Here is a 17,947-nt window from a genome sequence, read left to right on the forward strand (position 1 = left end):
CATCGTCGCCGCATAACGCTCTATCGCAATGCGTTGATCGTTCTATCCCTTGTCGCCCTCGCTCCACAGAAGATCTTCGCCGCGCCCGTCGAGCACCGCCAGCAGCTGGCCGGCGTTGTCGCGCCAGGTGATCCACGGCATGCCGGCCGAATCGGGCTCGGTGCCGGCGCTGCGCTGGGCCAGCCAGGTGCGCAGCGCCTGCGCCAGCTCGGTCCCGTGCATGCCGCTGAAGTAAGCCGCGTGCGTGCCGGCCACCTCGCGAAACACCGGCAGGTCGCGCGCCAGCAGCGGCAAGCCGTAGCGCGCCGCTTCGATCAGCGGCAGGCCGAAACCTTCGCCTTCGCTCGGCACCAGCAGGCAGGAACTGGACTGGTACAGCGCCAGCAGTTCGGCGTCGCCGATCCCTTGCAGCCATTCCAGGCGCTTGCCCAGTTCCGCGTGGCCGCGCAGGCGCTCGACGATGCGCGGAATGGTGCGCCGCGCCGCCGCCGGCAGCGGGGTCCAGCCTTCCGCGCCGACGATCACCAGGCGCGCGTCGACGCCTTCGCGCCACAGCACCTCGAACGCGTCGAGCGCCTGCAGGTGGCCCTTGCGCGGCTCGATCGTGCCGACCATCAGGAAGGTGGCGGGACCGTCGCGCCGCGCCGCGGCGCCAGCCACGGGCGCCACCTGCGCGCCGATATCGGCGCCGTGGTGCAGCACCGCCAGCTTGAGCGGGCCGCGCAGTTCCAGGCGCGCCTGCGCCAGCCAGTCCTGCAGTTCGCTCCTGACCGCGCCTGAAATGCACAGCAGGCGGTCGGCATTGGCGGCCACGCACGCCAGCCAGGCGCCATGGCCGGCATCCGCGCCCTCCGGGAAGAATTCGGGACGCAGTACCGGCAGCAGGTCGTGGATCAAGAAGGTGACTTCGACCCCGCGCGCGCGCCAGGCCGCGAACAGGCCTTCGCGCGCGGCCGCCAGCACCGCGCCGGGCGCATAGTCGGCGCAGTAGAAACGGTCGCCCGCGTTCACTTCCACCGCTTCGTCGGACGGCAGCGGCGAATCGATGCCGTACAGGCCGCGCGCATACTCGCGCGCATAGCGGTATTCGGTGCGGCCATTGTGCTCGGCCAGGTAGACCGGTTCGATGCGCAGGCCCGGTTCGAGGCGCGCCAGCAGTTCGGTCAACTGCATGCGCACCACCCGTTCGATGCCGGTATTGAGGCCATGGCGCGCGGTCGAAGTGACGTCGACCAGCAACTGGCGCGGCGCCAGCGCCTCGGGCGCGGCGGCGATGCATTGGGCGCTCATGCGCACCAGCGCGTCGTCATGCCGCAGCGCCGGCTGGTCCGCCAGCGCGCTCATCAGGGCCGCGCGCGATCCAGGCGCGCCGGCATACGCCTCTTCGATGGCCACCGCGTACAGGGCGGCGCAATGGGCCGGGCTGTGCACCGTGTGCAGCAGCGCGCGCGCGCGTTCGCCCAGCGCGGCGCGGCGCGCCGGGTCGGCATGCAAGCCTTCCAGCGCTTCGCGCAACTGGTCCTGGGTGAACAGGTCGGGCAGGCCCCACACCGCGTCCGCCGGCAGTTCGGCCATCGAGCCGTTGGCGTTGACGATGGTCGGCAAACCGTAATTGAGGCAGTCGAGCACCGCGGCCGAGGTTTCGCCGCGCGACAGGCAGCGCAGCTGCACGCCGACATCGGCCGCTTGCAGGTACTGCTGGTAGACCGCTTCGTCGGTCCATCCGGCCACGCGCATGCGCTTGCCGCCGGCCGACAAGGTGGCGGCCACGCGCTTGCCATACTCGCCGCCGTCGTTGGCGCCGACCAGCACCAGTTCGCAGCGCGGGTCGCGGTGCAGCCCGGAATCCATCCAGGCGTCCAGCAATTCCTGGCTATGCTTGGTGTTGGCGACAAAGCCGAAACTGCACACCAAAAACACCTCGTCGCCGATGCCGAGCGCGCGCCGGGCGCTGGCCCGGTCGCCCGGCGCGGGCAGGGCGCGCGGCAGCGGCACCACGCTCCAGTCGCCCGCCGCCAGCGGTCCGTACCAGTGGCGCGCCAGGCTGCGCGCGTGTTCGGAATGGACCACCACGCGGCGCGCCTGCTGCAGCACGGTCAGGTTGCACGGATACAGGCTGCGCGTTTCCAGCGCGCGCTCGACCTTCAGGCCGGCCAGCAGCGCGGCCATGCCGTGCGAGTGGAACAGGGCGTCGGTCCAGGCATTGGGAATCCCGCCGGCCAGCTGCTCGTAGGCCAGCACGCTGCTGATGAAGAAATCGTGCAGCACCACCACGCCCGGATGGCGCGCCAGCATGCCGAACATGTGGCTGTGGAAGGGGCTGTTGCCGAACTGGTAGACGATGCGTTCGAACTGGCCGGCGTTCTGCTCGAACCAGGCCAGGTCGCGCCGGGGCAGGTCGGCCAGGGCCGGCGGCAGCGCGACTTTATCCTGGTGCACGATCAGGTCGATCTCGTAGTGCTCCAGCATGGCCGGCAGCACTTGCGCGGCGTAGTCGGCGATGCCGGTGCGCTCGGGCGGCAGCGGCGACACGAAGGCCAGGCGCGGACGCCGTGCCGGGGCATTGGCTACCGCGTCGGCTAGCGCGACCGGCTGCGCCGCGCCGAAGCGCCGCTCGATCGCGCGCAGGGCCTTGCGCGCGCTCTCGTCCCACGAAAAGCGCTTGGCCTGGGCGCGCCCGTGCGCGCGCAGGCGTTCGCGCATGGCCGGGTCTTGCAGCACCTGGCCGATTTTTTCGGCGATCGATTGCGGGCGGTCGGCGTCGAACAGCGCTTCCTCGCAGCCCACCACTTCGGGAATGCTGGTGTTGTTGGCGCCGATGACGATCGCGCCGCAGGCCATCGCTTCGAGCGCCGGCAGGCCGAAGCCTTCGTGGCGCGAGGGGAAGATGAACAGGTCGGTGATCTGGTACAGGCGAATCAGGTCGGCGTCGCTGACGTAGCCGGTCAGGATCAGGTGATCCTTTTCCATGCCGCGCTTGGCCGCGTGGGCCAGCAGGTCGGCGCGGTCGCGCTCACCGAGTTTGCTGGCGATGAGCAGCTGGTGGCTGTCGCGCAGGGCCGGCGGCAGCAGGCAGTAGGCGGTGATCAGGCCATCGATATTCTTGCGCGCGTCAAAGCCGCCCGGCGCGTACATCAGCAAGCCGCGCTTGATGCCGAAGCGCGCGCGCAACTCGGCCACCTGCTCCGGCGTTTGCGCGGCGTCGGTGCAGAAGGTGTCGTCCACCGCGGTGGAGATGGCGTGCACCGAGTCGGGCGCCAGCGCCAGCGCGTCGATCGCTTCCTGGCGCGAGTAGTCGGAAATGGCCAGCAGCAGGCCGGCGCTGCGCAGCGAGGCGATCTTGCGCTCGTAGTAGGCGCGCTGGATGGCGCTGCCGAGGTAAGCCTCGGGATTCAAGAACGGAATCAGGTCGTACAGCACCACCGCAGTGCGCGCGGCGCCGGCGAAGGCGCCGACCGACACCACGGCGTCGTCGACGAAGCCTTCGAACAAACTGGTGACCAGCACCGCGTCCGGGCGCAACTGGGCGATGTAGTGTTCGCGCGTCAGTTCGGCGGCGCGCGCGCGCGGGCTGTTGCCCGCGTCGATTTCGGCCACCGGGCCGGCGATGTCGAACACGCGGATCCGTTCGGGCGGCACCAGGCCGGCGAAGCTGCGCCGCAGGTCGATGATCGAGGCGCCCAGGGCGCCGTTGAGTACCAGCCAGATTTCGTGTTCGCCGGCGTTGCGCGCCACGCCCAGCGCCAGGGCCAGCGAGTAGCGGCCGATGCCGCGAAAACGGCTTTCCGACTGGGCGCCCTGGAGGTCGATCACAATGCGCATCAGTTCTTCCTTGAGTCGATAGCTTGTTTGAGTTCTTGGTAGATGCGTTGCGCGCGCGGCGTCAGGTCCAGCACGCTGGTGCTGGGCGGGAACGGCGCCGGGGGCGGCGGCGGCGGGTTGTTGCCGCGCCTGAGCACGCCGTACAGGCGCGCGTGCAGGCCGGGGAAGCGGCGCAGCACGGCCAGTGCGGTGCGCTTGGCGCGCGGACGGCGCAGCAGGGCGCGCATCAGCGACAGCAGCGGCGGCGTGACGCGGCGCTTGATGCCGGGCCCGATGCGGCCGTCGCGCACGGCGTTGCGCAGGCGGTAGGCGTAGCCGGTGACGATCCGCAGCGGCGCGGTGACGCGCCATGAGGTGCTATCGAGCAGTTCCTCGACGCGGCGCTGGTGCTGCGCGGCGCGCTCTTCGGCCGCGCCGATGCGGTGGGCCAGCGCATCGAATTTTTCCTGGACCGCCGCGTGGGTTTGCTCGGCCAGCTGCGCTTGCTCCACCAACCGGGCTTGCAGGTGCGGCACGCTGTGCAGCGTGGGCGCCGCCTCGTCGTGGCGGCGGCGGTTGTCTTCGACGCCCTCGGCGATGCGCGCCAGGCCCTTGTGCAGGATGTCGAGCGCTTCGATGTCGGCCTGCTCGCGCCGCCCGACCCGGTCGCCCAGTTGTCCCAGCGCCTGGTGCAGTTCGGCGCGGCGCACGCTGTCCTGGTGTTCGAAGCGCAGCGCCAGGTCGGCCAGGGAAATGCCGTAACTGGCGGCGAACGGCGCGGCGAACGGCGCCAGCACCTCGTCCGGCGCATTGCTCTGGCCGACCACCGCGTAATCGGGGCTGACCCCGTCGAGCACATCGATCAGGCCGATCGGCTTGCCCTCGTGTAGCTGCGCCGCTTCCTGCAGGCGCAGCACCTTCTGGCGCGCAAAGCCGGCAAAGCCCACCACGAACTCGAGCAGGGGCGGCGGAATCGGACGCAGGTGCGAGGGGTCCATGTAGAAGCTGGACGCGCCCACCACCAGGTTTTCGGGATTCGGCGTTTCCATCACCAACAGGCCGCCCGGCAGCAGCACCCGGCGCGCTTCGCGGATCAGGTCCTGCACCATCTCGAACGGAATGTGCTCGACCAGGTGGAAGGCCGAGACCATGGCCACGCTGGCGTCAGGCGTGGCGCGCAGCGCGGACAGGGCGTCGGTCAGTTCGACGTGCAGGCCGCGTTCGCGGCAGGCCGCCAGCATGCCGTCGTCCAGGTCCACGCCGAACGGCTTGAAGCCTTGCTCGCCCAGCAGTTCGAGCCATTCGCCGCGCCCGCAACCGAGATCGAGCACCGTGGCGCCCGGATAGCGCGCGGCCAGCGGGCCGTAGAACGCTTGATACGCGGTCAGGCGCGACTTGATCAATTCGCGCGAACCGCGGTAGCGGTCTTCGAATGCGCGGTAAAAATTGTCGCTCATCGCAGGATCTCCACGCGCGGCTCGAGCCAGTTGGTGCCGACAAAGTATTTGCGGTTCATGTTCATGACGATGAACAGGAAGGCCAGGTCGCGCCATTCGTAGTTGCCGCCCAAATGGGTTTCGTCGCTGGTCAGCGCGGTGGTGAGCGAATAGCTGCCTTCGCCCAGGTTGAGCGGGAAGGCGAAGCGGAAGGTAATCTCTTCGCCGGCGGCCACGTCGTGCAGCGCCATGTCCATGTGGTGGGTATTGGTGCCGTACATCTGCTGGCCGAGGCGGTCCTTGATCATGTAGCCGAGCACCAGGCGCGCAACCGGCCGGTGCACTTTGACCTGGATGCACAGGGTCACGGCGGCGCCGACATTGACCGTCTCGAGCGCGCGCCCGGCCTCGTCTTCCAGGGTGATGCGGGTCACGCTCGCCTCGCCGGTGCCGGAGCTGGTCTGGGTGCGGCCGGCCTCGGTGACGACCTGCTCGACCCCGGCGCCGTCGCGCGCGGCGATCAGGGCGTTGTAGTAGTCCATCACCTGTTCCGGGCTGCCCTGGGAAGCCAGGCGCCCGCCGTCGAGCAGCAGGGCGCGTTCGCAGATCGACTGGATCGCGGCGCGGTCGTGGCTGACGATGAGCAAGGTGGTGCCGAGCTTCTGGAACTGGCGGATGCGCTCGAAACTCTTGTGCTGGAAGTAGGCGTCGCCGACCGACAGCGCTTCGTCCACGATCAGCACGTCGGGCCGCTTGACGGTGGCCACGCTGAAGGCCAGGCGCATCTGCATGCCCGAGGAATACACGCGCACCGGCTGGTCGATGTACTCGCCGATGTCGGCAAAGGCTTCGATCTCGGGCATCAGGGCGCTGATTTCATCGACGGTCAGGCCGATCAGCTGGCCGGCCATGAAACAGTTCTGGCGTCCGCTGAAATCGGGATGAAACCCCATGCCCAGTTCGAGCAGGGCCGCCACCCGGCCGGTGATCTGCACGCTGCCGGTGGTCGGGGTGGTGGTGCCGGTGATCAGTTTGAGCAGGGTGCTCTTGCCGGCCCCGTTGATGCCGATGATGCCGACCGCTTCGCCCGGCGCGAGCTGGAAGCTGACATCCTGGATCACCCATTTGAGGCGGTGGCGCTGGCCGAGGAAGGGCAGGACCCATTCCACCAGGCGGCCCCAGCGGTTACCGTATTGTTTGTAGGCCTTGCCCAGTTGATTGACGCGTATGGTACCCATCAGAGTTCATCCACCATTTCGCCGGAGCGCTTGCGGAACAGTAAAAGACCCATCAGGCAGCACAGCACGGTGAGGACCAGGATCGGCAGCATGCTGGCCCAGTCCGGCGCGCGGCCATGCACCAGGATGGTCTGGTAAGAGGCGATCACGGCGGCCATGGGATTGAACACCAGCAGTTCGCGGATCGGTTTCGGCAGCGCCGTGACCGGGTACACGATGGGGGTGAACCAGAACCAGAATTGCAGCAGGATGCCGAAGAACTGGCCGACGTCGCGGAAAAACACATTCAGTACGCCGAGCACCATGCCCAGGCCGATCGAAAACAGGATCTGCAGCGCCAGCACCGGGAACAGCAGCAGGTAGACCGCGCCGGGAAAGGTGCCGGACCAGACCAGGAAGGCGGTAAACAGGCCGAAGATGATGGCGAAGTTGACGCAGGCGTTGAGCACCACGATGATCGGCAGGCAAATGCGCGGAAACTGCAGCTTCTTGATCAGGTTGGCGTTTTCGATGAACACCGTCTGCGCGCGCGTGGTGATTTCGGCGAACAAGCCCCAGGTCAGCGCGCCGGCGCACAGGTAGATGCTGTAGGCGAAGGTCGAATTGACGCCCTGCAGGCGGCTGCCCATGACTTCGGAAAAGATCACGGTGTAGACGGTGATCATGGCCAGCGGATTGAGGATGGTCCAGAGCGCGCCGAACAGGGAATTGCGGTACTTGGACTGGAATTCGCGCTTGACGCTGCCGAGCACGAAGCCGCGGTAGCGCCAGACGCCGCGGAACATCGACAGCGAGATCATGCGCGCGGGGCGCGGGGCGCGTGGTCTCTGGTGGGAAGCGCAGGCGCACGGGCGGCGAACGGCAAGGTCATGGTGTGGGTCGTTTATCAGGCAGTTGGGAAATAACAGCTCGGGGCCGCAAGCGGCCGCGCCGCGCCTGGAAGTTAACTTGGCTTGCCGGGGCTGCGGGGCGGAAGATTATAGCATGCAGGTTTTGGACCACAACGGGGCAAAAAGGAGGGTGGGGAGGGCGATGGTGCAGTGATGGGACTGTGTAATGACTAAGTAAGTGCGCATAAATTCTTGTAATTTCTAGCTTCCATAAGCGGCGCCTTGCTGTGTTGCCCACCGCTAGCAGTGCTCGCACTGCGTCGCGGCGTGCGCCTTGCAAGGCATCCGCTTCTGTTCGCTATAAATCACAATAATTTCTGCACACTTACTTAGCATATTTTCTGTGATGGGCAATCACATGAACGCTTTTCCACCCGCTGCCAATCAACATAGCGGGGATCGACCTATTGCGTTTCGCAGGTGCGCTGGCGGTGCTGTTCTAGCATTAGCAGCACCTCTTGTTCCGCAAAATTCCCGCGCCTGACCGGGGCCCGTGTATGCCGTCGATATGCAAACCCCACCGATCGATCTACCACTTCGTCAGAAAATCTACTTGGCGCTGCGGCTGCTTTTGCCACCTGTGATGGCAACTTGCGCAGCTTGGCGAAGACTTGGCGGTGACAGCTGGAATATGTGTCGGGCAGTTGCCTGCGATTCGCCATGGCTTTCAAAAAATGGCATGTCGCTGTTAAGATACCACCGTATAAAAGCTTGCGCTCATCCGGCTGGTCAAAAGCGGTTCGCTGGTTCCGGTTTGCTCGCCCATAGCCAGATAGCAAAATTTCCTGACCACATGCCGATTTAACACTAGTCGCTCATCAAAGCGCACGAGGGTGTCGATTGGATTTTTGAACTCTCTCGATAACGTTCCATTATGTATTCATGCAACCTGCGGCCAGTATGTATTCGTTATCCTGGCCGCAGAGCATTCATCAATCGATTTCATCGTTGTAAACGATATCTCCAATGAATATTAATCGCCCAACGACTTGAAGCTCTCATTTCGCTACTATTTTAAATCATAGATAGTTACTGAAATTTCTCCAAGTCTGTGCTGCATAATTCTAAGTCTTCATTGTAGTACATCTTGGCGAAAAAATATTTTGCGTGCGGTACATAAACCTTACCTTCGTCAATAATTCCACCCACCGCTGCTACTACCCTTATTTCCACGAATGTAGGGAAATAATTGAATTGAATAACTCGAGCAATAATTTCGAGAGGGGTGCCGATGGGAACCTCAAAATTTTCATCATCAATTGAGCAAATTATATTGGAGCCACTTTTCATGCCGCAAAATTCAGCCCGTACATAAAAATCGCTAGTGATTTTTTCAACAGAAAGCGACTGATTTATATGATGTTCTAAATCATGTATTTTCATTAATGGCCCTTTCTCATAGCTTCGAAAATAACTTGCCCTTCTTCCCCCATATTTCCATAGAGTCTGTACCCACCCGAATCTCCCAAAATTTTTAGCTCATAAAGATACTTGGTGCCGCCGACCGTTTTTCCTCCCCCCAGGTGTTTAATGCCCTGCCCACCTTCGCCACTGGTGAACGTTTTCAAGGCTTTGGTCATTTTATCAAGCGCGCCTTTTGGAAGTTCATGTTTATCGGCCATTTTAGTGAGCGTCGAGAACAAATCTTTCTGTATCCAACCCGGTTGGGTGTATCTTGCTGCCGTAACAATGTCTTTCGCTACAACCGCACAAGCACAATTGTGAACAAATGCCTTCTGCTTCCCGGCAAAGTAAGTATGGAAGTCAGCAACAGTGAAATTATACGTAACTTCGTTCTTGCCGAGTGGGCGCAGCGACACTACTATCAGTTGCTCATTAGACAGATTCTGCAATGTCATGCTAGTGGTAAGATCTTTGGAGTCAACCCATCCCTTGCCCAGGACCCAGTACGGATGATTATCGCTGACTTCCACACGTTCTTGATTTCCTTTGGAATCAAGGGTGACCAGCTCGTACAGTGCCTTCGGTTGCGTGATCATTACCTGAGTTACTGCTTTCAACCGCGTTTCACCAGTGTCCGGATCGCGCGCATAGACCATCTGCCCTACGCGGATCTGCTCGATTGGCACGGGGCCGAATTCTGTTTCCACTGGCGTTCCAGCAGGGAAGCAGCAGCATGCGTTGATGACGTTCTCGGCTCCTCTGAAAAATCCCAAGAGTTTGCCAAATTTGAGTCCAGGCAGCGGAAGGCCGTTTGACGCAATCTCCGCCATGGTGCCGAGGTCCCTCTCGGCTGGCGATGGGCCGCCTGAACCTCCACCGATGCTGATGTGATTATCGCTAGGGCTGTAATTTAACGCCGACGGTCCGAAGTCTGATGGTGAGTTTCGTGGCAGTTCTGGTTCCCGGTTTTGATCACTTGCCTTGATAATAACGATTCCGTAGCCTTCGGGGGTAGTTTGAGTAGCGCCGACAACTTGATTCGCGTCCGCCTGCGTGCCGCCACCGCCATCTCCACTGAAGGCATCTTCATCACACGGGTTTTTCCCTATTGTGTCGCAGAAACCGCTCGGATCAATCATTACCAGCGGATTATTTCGAACGTAGGAATAGCGATTGTATGACTGGATATTGGTGGGGTACGGTACAGATGGATCGGCTGACATGAAACGGCCGATGGCAGGGTCATACACACGCCCGTTCATATGGATCAAGCCGAGTTCGTCCAAGTGTTCGTGGTTTGTAAAGCCACGGTCTGTCAGTTTGCCCACAATGGTGTTGTTTGTGTCGATTATTCCTGCAGGTGCACGGCGTTTGCCGAACGGTTCGTAAGCCATTCGCTCCACGACTGCGCCTGCCGCATCGGTTACGGCACTGGTTGATCCCAGTTGATCGCGATGCATATACAGCGTGTTGGTTCCTGAAGTCGTCTGTGTGACGAGTGCGACAACGCCATCGGGCGCTGTGATGAAGTGCTTGTGTTCTATACTGCCATCGGACTTGATATCTTTTTCGTATGCCAGCCCCCCATTATTATCTGGATGCACGTATATGGTCGTGGCTGCTGGCGATACTTGTTTAACGCGCTGGTGGTCTGGGCCATACACGAAGCTGATGGTAGTAGCGGGGTTAGCCAGCGTAGTAGGCATGTCGAAACTGGTATACGACGCGCTACGGCCTTTCGACGCGAGTACTGTTCCAGCGCTGTCGCGTTGCTCCTCTTTGATCACGTTGCCGCTCTGATCATAGGTGTACAGACGCTTGCCGCCGCCCGCCAGGCTAATCTCTGCGACCGCATGCGGGCGCGCGTTCACAGCACCATAAGTGTAATTACCCATGTCTGAACGTGAAGTAATGTTACCGATACTGTCATAGCCATAAGTTTGCGTCGACACGCCAGCACCGAGCGAGTTAACGGTATTGCTCGTCAGGCGATTGAGCGGATCATATAAAAACGTTTCTGACAGGTTTTGATTCGCGTCGTTACGCGTCAACATGTTCCCGCGTGGATCGTAGGTGAACGACAAATTCTGGACCGCGTTTCCAGGGCCCGCGTAGATGTTCTTTGTTCGACCCGTAGCGATATCAAAAATCTGCTGTACAACCACTCCGTTACCATAGGTTTGCTGAAGCAGGTGTCCCTGTGCATCAACGGCATTTGCTTGCCAATACATGGCGTTGGTTGCGTTGTTTCGGATCTCTTTTAGATAGCCGGAAGGGCTATAAAGGTGTTTCAGAGTCAGGCCGGTAGGATACACGATGGTAGCAACGCGGCCATCGGTACCGTAAGTTACCGCAGACACGTAGTCGCTATCAATCTTGGTCGTGCTCTGAGTCTGTCGCCCTGCGCTATCAAACGTGTAGTCGATTTTATATCCGTTGTCGGCGCTTGCTCTGCACATGCGCCCCTTGCCCATGAAACAACTGTCGTACGTCCATGTACTGACCAGATCAGCCTCCGCCCGGGTTAGCATGCGGCCGAGAAGGTCATAGGTCATACTTGTGACCTTGCTCTTCGCATCTGTCTGTTGGCGTACCCGGCCTAAGGCATCGTAAGAGAAAGACATCGTTCCCAGATTAGGATCGGACAACGACGTCTTACGACCGAGCGCGTCATACACAATGACGATCGTGTTGCCCTTGGGGTCGGTCGTCTTCGTCAGGTTGCCGAGCGGATCGTAGTTGTAGCTCAGCACATTGTTTTGTGCATCCGTGACCTTAAGAACCTTCCCCTGGCTATCGATTAGCCAGGTTTGAGTTTGCTTCAAGGCGTTGGTCGTCGTGGTCGTCAATCCGTTGTAGGATTTGCTGATAACGCTATTGTCAGGGCTTGTCGTGCTGAGCAATCGCCCCAACACGTCGTAACTGTTGACAGCCCACTGAATGGGGGCGTTTGCAAAATAAGGACGGCTGACGCGCGCGATACGCCCCTGTCCGTCGTATTCGGTATCTACAATGCTCACGCCCGAGAAACCGTCTGTCTCTACACGAACAACCCGGTCCAGGCGGTCGAAGTAGGTCTTGACCCATGGGCCATTCGTGGTCGAACCGTCAGCCGCGAATTGGCTCACCAGCACGAGATATCTTGCCTGTCCTGTACAGCTTGCGCCAGCTCCACACAGCAGGTATTGCCAGCGCATTATCGTTCCGTCAGCCTTCTTTTCTTGCGTCTTACGACCCAGGCTATCGTATTGCCATGTCGTCGATAAGCCATTTGAATCCGTATGGGATAGCGGGAGACTGGACGGCGTGAAGGCCGCTTGGACGACATGGCCTAAAGCGTTTGTAGTACTCGTCGGCAGCACGCCGTTGACATCGTACTGTAGCGTGTTGGTGGTATGTGCCGGAATAGCGCCTAAACCGGTTGCGCTTGACGATACTTGGGTCGTTAACAAATTGCCGAATTGTCCATACGTATATTGCGTGCGCAAATTCAGTTGTGCATTTTCGGGTTCCTGCACTTGCGCAGTCATTAATCCCGTGGCCTGCTCGTATTCGTAGTTTGTAGTGCGCGTGGTTGTTCCCGCATGCGCCATGCTTGCGAGGAATAAACCGCTTAGTGCCGTGTACATAAAGGGCCGTAGGCGGCGCTGTAAATTGATAGAAGACGGCATAAAGGCTCTATTTTGTTGTGTCGTTATAGGCTACTGCGAATGGATTCCATGCCCCTTCCAGGGGCGTAGCAGTTCAGATACCCTGAATCATGGATTACTGCTGGTTACAGCCGAACTTTTTAAACGTCCAACAATCCAGTTGTTCAGGTCCGCCGGCCAGTAGGTCAGCGTGGTGGTTTTACCGATACCGTCACTGCTTACGGTGCTGGTCTGACTCGGATCGCCGTAATGAGGGAAGCTCGTGTACTGGGTTGTGTGAGTAAATCCGGGCATGCTTACGCCGTTCAGGTCCCAGTTTTCTTCCACCACGCTGGCCAAATATGGATGGTAGATAACGCCAGTGGCGGGCGTGCAGGCCGCGCCAGTGGAGGCGATATGGCACGCGGCGGTGTTGGTAGTACGTTTCAGCACGCCCGAGTTACCGGCGGCTGCCAGGCGCATTTCGCTCCTGGCCAGCATCCCGATATAGGGGAAATCCTGGCGGTATTCGCTGTATTGCTCAACCCCGGTCGCGACGTTCCTGCTCTTGATCCAGCGGAAACCGAGTGTTCCACGCCGCGGCCCGACATCCTTCTTCAAGCCGCCGTAAGTATAGGCAATGGTGTTGGCGCTACCGATGCCGTTGTCATATGCCACAGTGGCGACGACAGGAGCAGCACTCAGCATGTCGATTTTCGGGAAGGCCGCTGCGCTAGCTCCGCTATCCTTCGTGTACAGAGCAGAATTGGCCAGGGTGCCGTAGGAAATGGTGGTATTGGCGCCGATGCTTGAGCCAACCTGGGTTAACAGATGCAACGGTCGGCTTTGATTGAAAAAAACCTTAGGGCTAACGGGGATGCCACTCTCGTTGACACCGGCCGTACTGACATACAAGTCCGGCATGCCGTCCCCGTCGAAATCCCTCAGGCTCACCGTCGTCGTACTATTGCTTACTTCATCGCTAGTCTGCGTAAGGGTTTGACCTTGCGCGACTACACCTGGCAAAGTCCAAGGCGTCGCGATGCCGGAAAAACCGTTACCAGTATTGAAATAAACCACAGGGGTGTACGCGGTACCGTTTTCGTTAGCGCCGCTTCTTGTCACATACAAGTCCGGCAATCCGTCACCATTCAGATCCACCAGACTTGTCGTGGTATTGCCAGAGTAAGACTCCCCTTGAGCGAACGCGCCAGCCTGCAATGGCCAGCTTGTCGATACGGTGGAGAATCCATTTCCGGTATTGAAATAGACGCTTGGCCTTAAGGTGGTGCCGTTTTCGTCAACGCCGCTTTTCGTGAGATACAAGTCCGCCAAGCCATCCCCGTTCAGATCGACCAGACTTACCATCGTAGCGCCATTGTGGGACTCATGTTGCGCGTAAACCCCTGGCCGCAATGGCCAAGCCGTCGCAGCGCCGGAAAACCCAGCGCCGCTGTTGAAATGCACGCGCGGGCCTACCGGAGTACCGTTGGCGTCGACGCCGTTTTTCGTGATATACAGGTCTGGCAAACCGTCGCCGTTGAAATCATGTAGTCCTACTGCTGTCTGACTTCCATTTGATGAACTACTGGACTCGCTTTGAGCTATCCCTGCCAATGGCCAATTCGTTGCTGCGGAAAAGCCGCCGCCCCAGTTCAGATAGGCCCGCGGGCCGACCGGCACCCCGTTCTCATAAGTCTGTTTGGAGACGTACAAATCGGGTAAGCCATCGCCATTGAGATCGACTAGATCCACAGTGGTGTAATTCGTCGTCAATCCAGCGTAAATTCCTACAGATGCCTCGCCTTGTGCAAATGCTCCTTGCCCCAATGGCCAGTTTTTCGGGCTGGAGAAGCCCCTACCCGAGTTCAGATAGACTCTGGGACCGACCATCACGCCATTTTCGTAAGTATTTTTCGTGGTGTATAGATCCGGTAGTCCATCGCCGTTCATATCCTCAAGACTAACGGTCGTCGCTGTACCGTTGGTTTCAGTAAAACTGGATTCCCCTTGCGCATGCCCAAGAGGCAAAGGCCAGTTCGTGCCTGTACTGGCGAACCCGTTTAACTGGGTTGCATACTGCATATTTAACGGAAGCAAACAATTATCAGCGGCATCGCAATGTTGGACGGAGTTCAGCCGGGGAGTCAGCGTTGGCCCAGCGTTTTGGTAGGCCAATTTCGTCTTGCTGAGTAAGGTGGTGCCCTGGTAATATGTGCTGATTTCACTTAATGTAGTGATTCGCTTCGACATGGTGCCGGCATTGTATTTCGGTATGCTATTCACCCGTGCAATATAGCTGAACACCACCGAACTTTGCGGCTGTGTATTGGCCACATTATTAGCTGCATAGTCGATGCGCGCGGGACTGTATACGCCGTTGACAGTATCCTTGTTGTAGCTGACGGTGAGGTAATTACCTTTTGCATCGGAAATTTTGTTTAACGCCCAGACCCGAACTGTGGAAGCAGATGGCGAAGGCGCGGTACCTGGTCGAAAGTTTGCTTCAATGCGGGAGTCGGTGCTGCTGCCATATTCCCTGACCGTCCCGTTTTTGGGCCATACCTTGAATGAAGCCGCTCCATTGCCCGCGCGTCCAACGCCAACTATTTTGCTGAACGAATCAATCTCGGTTCGATAATGGGCACCGTCCTGGCCATAGGTTCCGCTGACTAGCAGCAAACGCTGACCGTCGAGACAGTACTTGTCGGAGTCCAGAAACTGCACCGGTTTTTGCAGACCGTCATGAACCATCGTATTCGCGCAGCGTTCAATGGAGGACAATCCGGTCAGATTCCAGGCCATGCCCATCAAGCCGTCTCCGCTTGAGGACTGGCTCTGATAGCTTAAGCCGAGCTCCGGAGCGATGCCCGCCAAACCTGGCCCCACTTTCAACGGGAGGAAGTAAGACGCGCCCCCGTCTTGAGAAACCGCGAATTGACCGGGTGGCGTCGCCAGTCCAATCGTTTGCGACTGAGCGCTGAAAGCGGCACCGGGTACAACGACCGCCCAAGCCAACGCCACTGCACGGGACAATTGATCGCGCGTCCGTGCGCGAATGGGATATCTTACTTGAAGCATGGTTCTTTTCGCCGATCGATCAAGATTACTGTTAAAAGCTTCGATGCCTACCATCGAAATTCGTATGTCGGGGTTGCTCAACTGGAGAGGCAGCTTTGCTTTGAAGTTGCAGAAGCAATGCCAAGTCCTGCCGTTTTCCTATGCGAGGAAACAGCCTTAAAACCTAAATATTGCTGCGAAAATATATCAAATTGTAAAAGTTGCGCCAAGTAAAATATCTTTTAAAATCAAAATTAATTTCTTGACTATTTTTCGATGTCTTTATGCCGCACAGCCGGGCTCGGATCGACTGAGCCCCAGGCAATGAAATTGCTCGTAAATATCGCTCGATTTTTTGTTGGCAAAGCTGGCCCTAGGCCATCTAATAGTGTGGACGGTACGTTAAGGACACGACGAGTTTGCTACTCTTAAATCGCCGCGTTGTCGCAACGATCGATTGCTTGGCATGCGTCCTCTGCTCTGAGAGCAAAGGGCACTGTGTAATGCCGACGGCCGTCATGAATACATACGTTTTCTTGCTCTCATCGCTTGCAGCTGATTTCTGGAACGCCGTTCCAGGACCGGTGTAGATCAACCGACGCAATTAAGGACTGCTGCTGGTGCCCACCGAACGTTTCAAGCGCCGACAATCCAGTTATTCAGATCCGCCGGCCAATAGGTCAGCGTGGTGGATTGCCCTATACCGTCACTGCTCACGGTGCTGGTCAGACTCGGACCAGCGTAGTGAGTGGTCGCGGCGCCGCTGGCGGCTTGTTTATGGCCGGTTCATCCGACGATTGCGCGTGCGGTTCAAGGTATTCAGGAAATTTGTGGGGAATATATCAGGCGCGAAAAAATTCCACGCGGAAAAAATGTTTCAAAATATTATTTTCTTGACTATTGTGTTTTAATCGCCACGCCATTTTTAGCTCGAAATTCACGCTTGTGCGGCGTCGATCAGGGGATTTCCCCAGGATGGCAGGAGGTGGTAGCCCGGCCGGTCTAGCCAGAAGTGCGCGGCGCGACGGGCGTGTATCGCAGCGCCACGCCTCACGCATGCGCAACAGCGGTGACGGCGGCGCCGATCCTGGCGCGCCAAGCGGGAAGCGAACGACGCTATTGGTCAATCGGCGAAAAGCGCTGACGGATACGGTGAATGGCATGCCTTAGCGCTCACGCGGGACATAAACAAACTTCCACTCCGAGTAAGCCGAGGCGTTTTCGAAACCGGCATTGTGTTCTGAAAAACGCTTTTTTATGGGGCTTAGGCTTGAGGTGCTGTAGACGCCCATCACGGTACCATCGAGCGCGCGCACCAACCCCCATTCCTGATCCAATGTCATCGGATCCATGTAAATGCGGCGCAGATGACGCACAGTTCCCACGTGACGTTCGTCCAACAACAGCGCCTTGAGATCTGCAGGGTAGCGTTTCACGGCACCGGGCGAGCGCTCATAGTAGTCGCCGATCGCTTTGCGAAATTCATTTCCGATGAAAAGCAGCTGGCGCTCCTTGGCTCGCTGCTGGGAGGTCGACCAGAGTACGCCGGTAACAGCCGACACCGCCCCCATGATGGCAATCATGAACAGCAGCGCGAGATAGGTAAATCCGCCCTGTGAGCGCTGTATGGCCGTCACAGCTCACGCAGCGGCTTGCCGTCAGCCCCCTTGCCGGGAGCGCCGCTGCGAACATCGAAAACGGCGCCTTTTTCTTTATCTGCAGGCGGCAAGACGATCCATGTCGACTCGCTCTCGGTAAATGGATCCTGGGGGATTCTGCGAAGATATCTGCCCTGGATCAGGTCGTCGAGCTTCATCGGATAGGTGCCATTGTCTGCATAGTATTTGTCCAGCACGTCGCGCAGGCTGGCCAGGTTGGAACGAAGGACCGCCTCGCGTGCCTTGTCGACGTTGCCGATATAGCGCGGCGCCGCCAGGGACAAGAGCGCCGCGATGATGGCCATCACCACAAGCAGTTCGATCAGGGTGAAACCGGCAGGTCGTCGATGTCTAGTCATTACCATTCACGGTACAAAATTCCGTTCACGCCATGGCCGCTGGCCATGGAGTAGACGTCATATACATCGCTGCCTTCCTTGGGGGCCTGCGCTGTCGAGGCATAACTACGCTTTCCCCAGGTCGCCGCCGGCGGGAGGCCTTTTGCAGCAAACGGATCGCGCGGCACGCGGCGCAAAAAGAATATTTTCGCACCGGCCGGATTCTTAGCGTCATCGACCCCCTCCACCAGTGCGTCCAGGCTGGGCGGAAACCCAGAACTGCCCGACTTGACTTGAATATGTCCCTGATTACTGGCCTGCTTGTACGCGTCGAGCGCCTCGCGGATTTGAAGCAATCCGAGGCGCAGCTCCTGTTCCTTGCTGCGGCGGATCCCCAGTTCCGCCATTGGAACGGCCGCCGTCGCCAGGATGGAAACGATAACGATGGTAACCAGCAATTCGACAATCGTGAAACCGTTTTTCATGTGAGGAA

Annotated in this window: 11 protein-coding genes; all 11 read right to left on the minus strand. The window is 59.3% G+C overall.

Annotation, left to right across the window (positions count from 1 at the left end; genetic code table 11):
* Positions 1-42 precede the first annotated feature (42 nt).
* Positions 43-3,822, minus strand: a complete 3,780-nt coding sequence (locus F0185_RS00835) for a glycosyltransferase (RefSeq protein ID WP_167220725.1) — start codon at positions 3,820-3,822, stop codon at positions 43-45.
* The gene (locus tag F0185_RS34265) at positions 3,822-5,258 is read right to left on the minus strand and encodes a class I SAM-dependent methyltransferase (RefSeq protein WP_187362408.1); all 1,437 of its coding nucleotides are present in this window, start codon (positions 5,256-5,258) and stop codon (positions 3,822-3,824) included. The genes F0185_RS00835 and F0185_RS34265 overlap by 1 nt, the downstream gene beginning before the upstream one ends.
* On the minus strand, positions 5,255-6,475 hold the full coding sequence (locus F0185_RS00845; RefSeq protein WP_167220727.1) for an ABC transporter ATP-binding protein: 1,221 nt from the start codon (positions 6,473-6,475) through the stop codon (positions 5,255-5,257). The genes F0185_RS34265 and F0185_RS00845 overlap by 4 nt, the downstream gene beginning before the upstream one ends.
* Positions 6,475-7,275 carry an ABC transporter permease gene (locus F0185_RS00850; RefSeq protein ID WP_306667689.1) on the minus strand — a complete coding sequence of 267 codons (801 nt, stop codon included), beginning with the start codon at positions 7,273-7,275 and terminating at the stop codon, positions 6,475-6,477. The genes F0185_RS00845 and F0185_RS00850 overlap by 1 nt, the downstream gene beginning before the upstream one ends.
* 1,119 nt (positions 7,276-8,394) lie before the next feature.
* Positions 8,395-8,748 (minus strand): hypothetical protein, encoded by a 354-nt coding sequence (locus F0185_RS00855; RefSeq protein WP_167220729.1) that lies wholly within the window; start codon positions 8,746-8,748, stop codon positions 8,395-8,397.
* Positions 8,748-12,440, minus strand: a complete 3,693-nt coding sequence (locus F0185_RS00860; protein WP_167220731.1) for an RHS repeat-associated core domain-containing protein — start codon at positions 12,438-12,440, stop codon at positions 8,748-8,750. Before F0185_RS00860 ends, F0185_RS00855 begins: the two co-directional genes overlap by 1 nt.
* Positions 12,441-12,527: 87 nt before the next feature.
* On the minus strand, positions 12,528-15,533 hold the full coding sequence (locus F0185_RS00865; protein WP_167220733.1) for an FG-GAP-like repeat-containing protein: 3,006 nt from the start codon (positions 15,531-15,533) through the stop codon (positions 12,528-12,530).
* 767 nt (positions 15,534-16,300) lie between these two features.
* On the minus strand, positions 16,301-16,621 hold the full coding sequence (locus tag F0185_RS00870; RefSeq protein ID WP_167220735.1) for a hypothetical protein: 321 nt from the start codon (positions 16,619-16,621) through the stop codon (positions 16,301-16,303).
* A gap of 3 nt (positions 16,622-16,624) precedes the next feature.
* Complete coding sequence (locus tag F0185_RS00875; protein ID WP_167220737.1) at positions 16,625-17,095, minus strand: type II secretion system protein; 471 nt, start codon at positions 17,093-17,095, stop codon at positions 16,625-16,627.
* Complete coding sequence (locus tag F0185_RS00880) at positions 17,092-17,475, minus strand: type II secretion system protein (RefSeq protein WP_308622550.1); 384 nt, start codon at positions 17,473-17,475, stop codon at positions 17,092-17,094. Before F0185_RS00880 ends, F0185_RS00875 begins: the two co-directional genes overlap by 4 nt.
* Entirely contained in the window at positions 17,475-17,939 is a 465-nt protein-coding gene (locus F0185_RS00885) for a type II secretion system protein (RefSeq protein ID WP_167220741.1), read from the minus strand. The genes F0185_RS00880 and F0185_RS00885 overlap by 1 nt, the downstream gene beginning before the upstream one ends.
* Positions 17,940-17,947: the final 8 nt, after the last annotated feature.

This window comes from Massilia rubra (genome assembly GCF_011682065.1).
In the GTDB taxonomy this organism is placed as follows: Bacteria; Pseudomonadota; Gammaproteobacteria; order Burkholderiales; family Burkholderiaceae_D; genus Telluria_A; species Telluria_A rubra.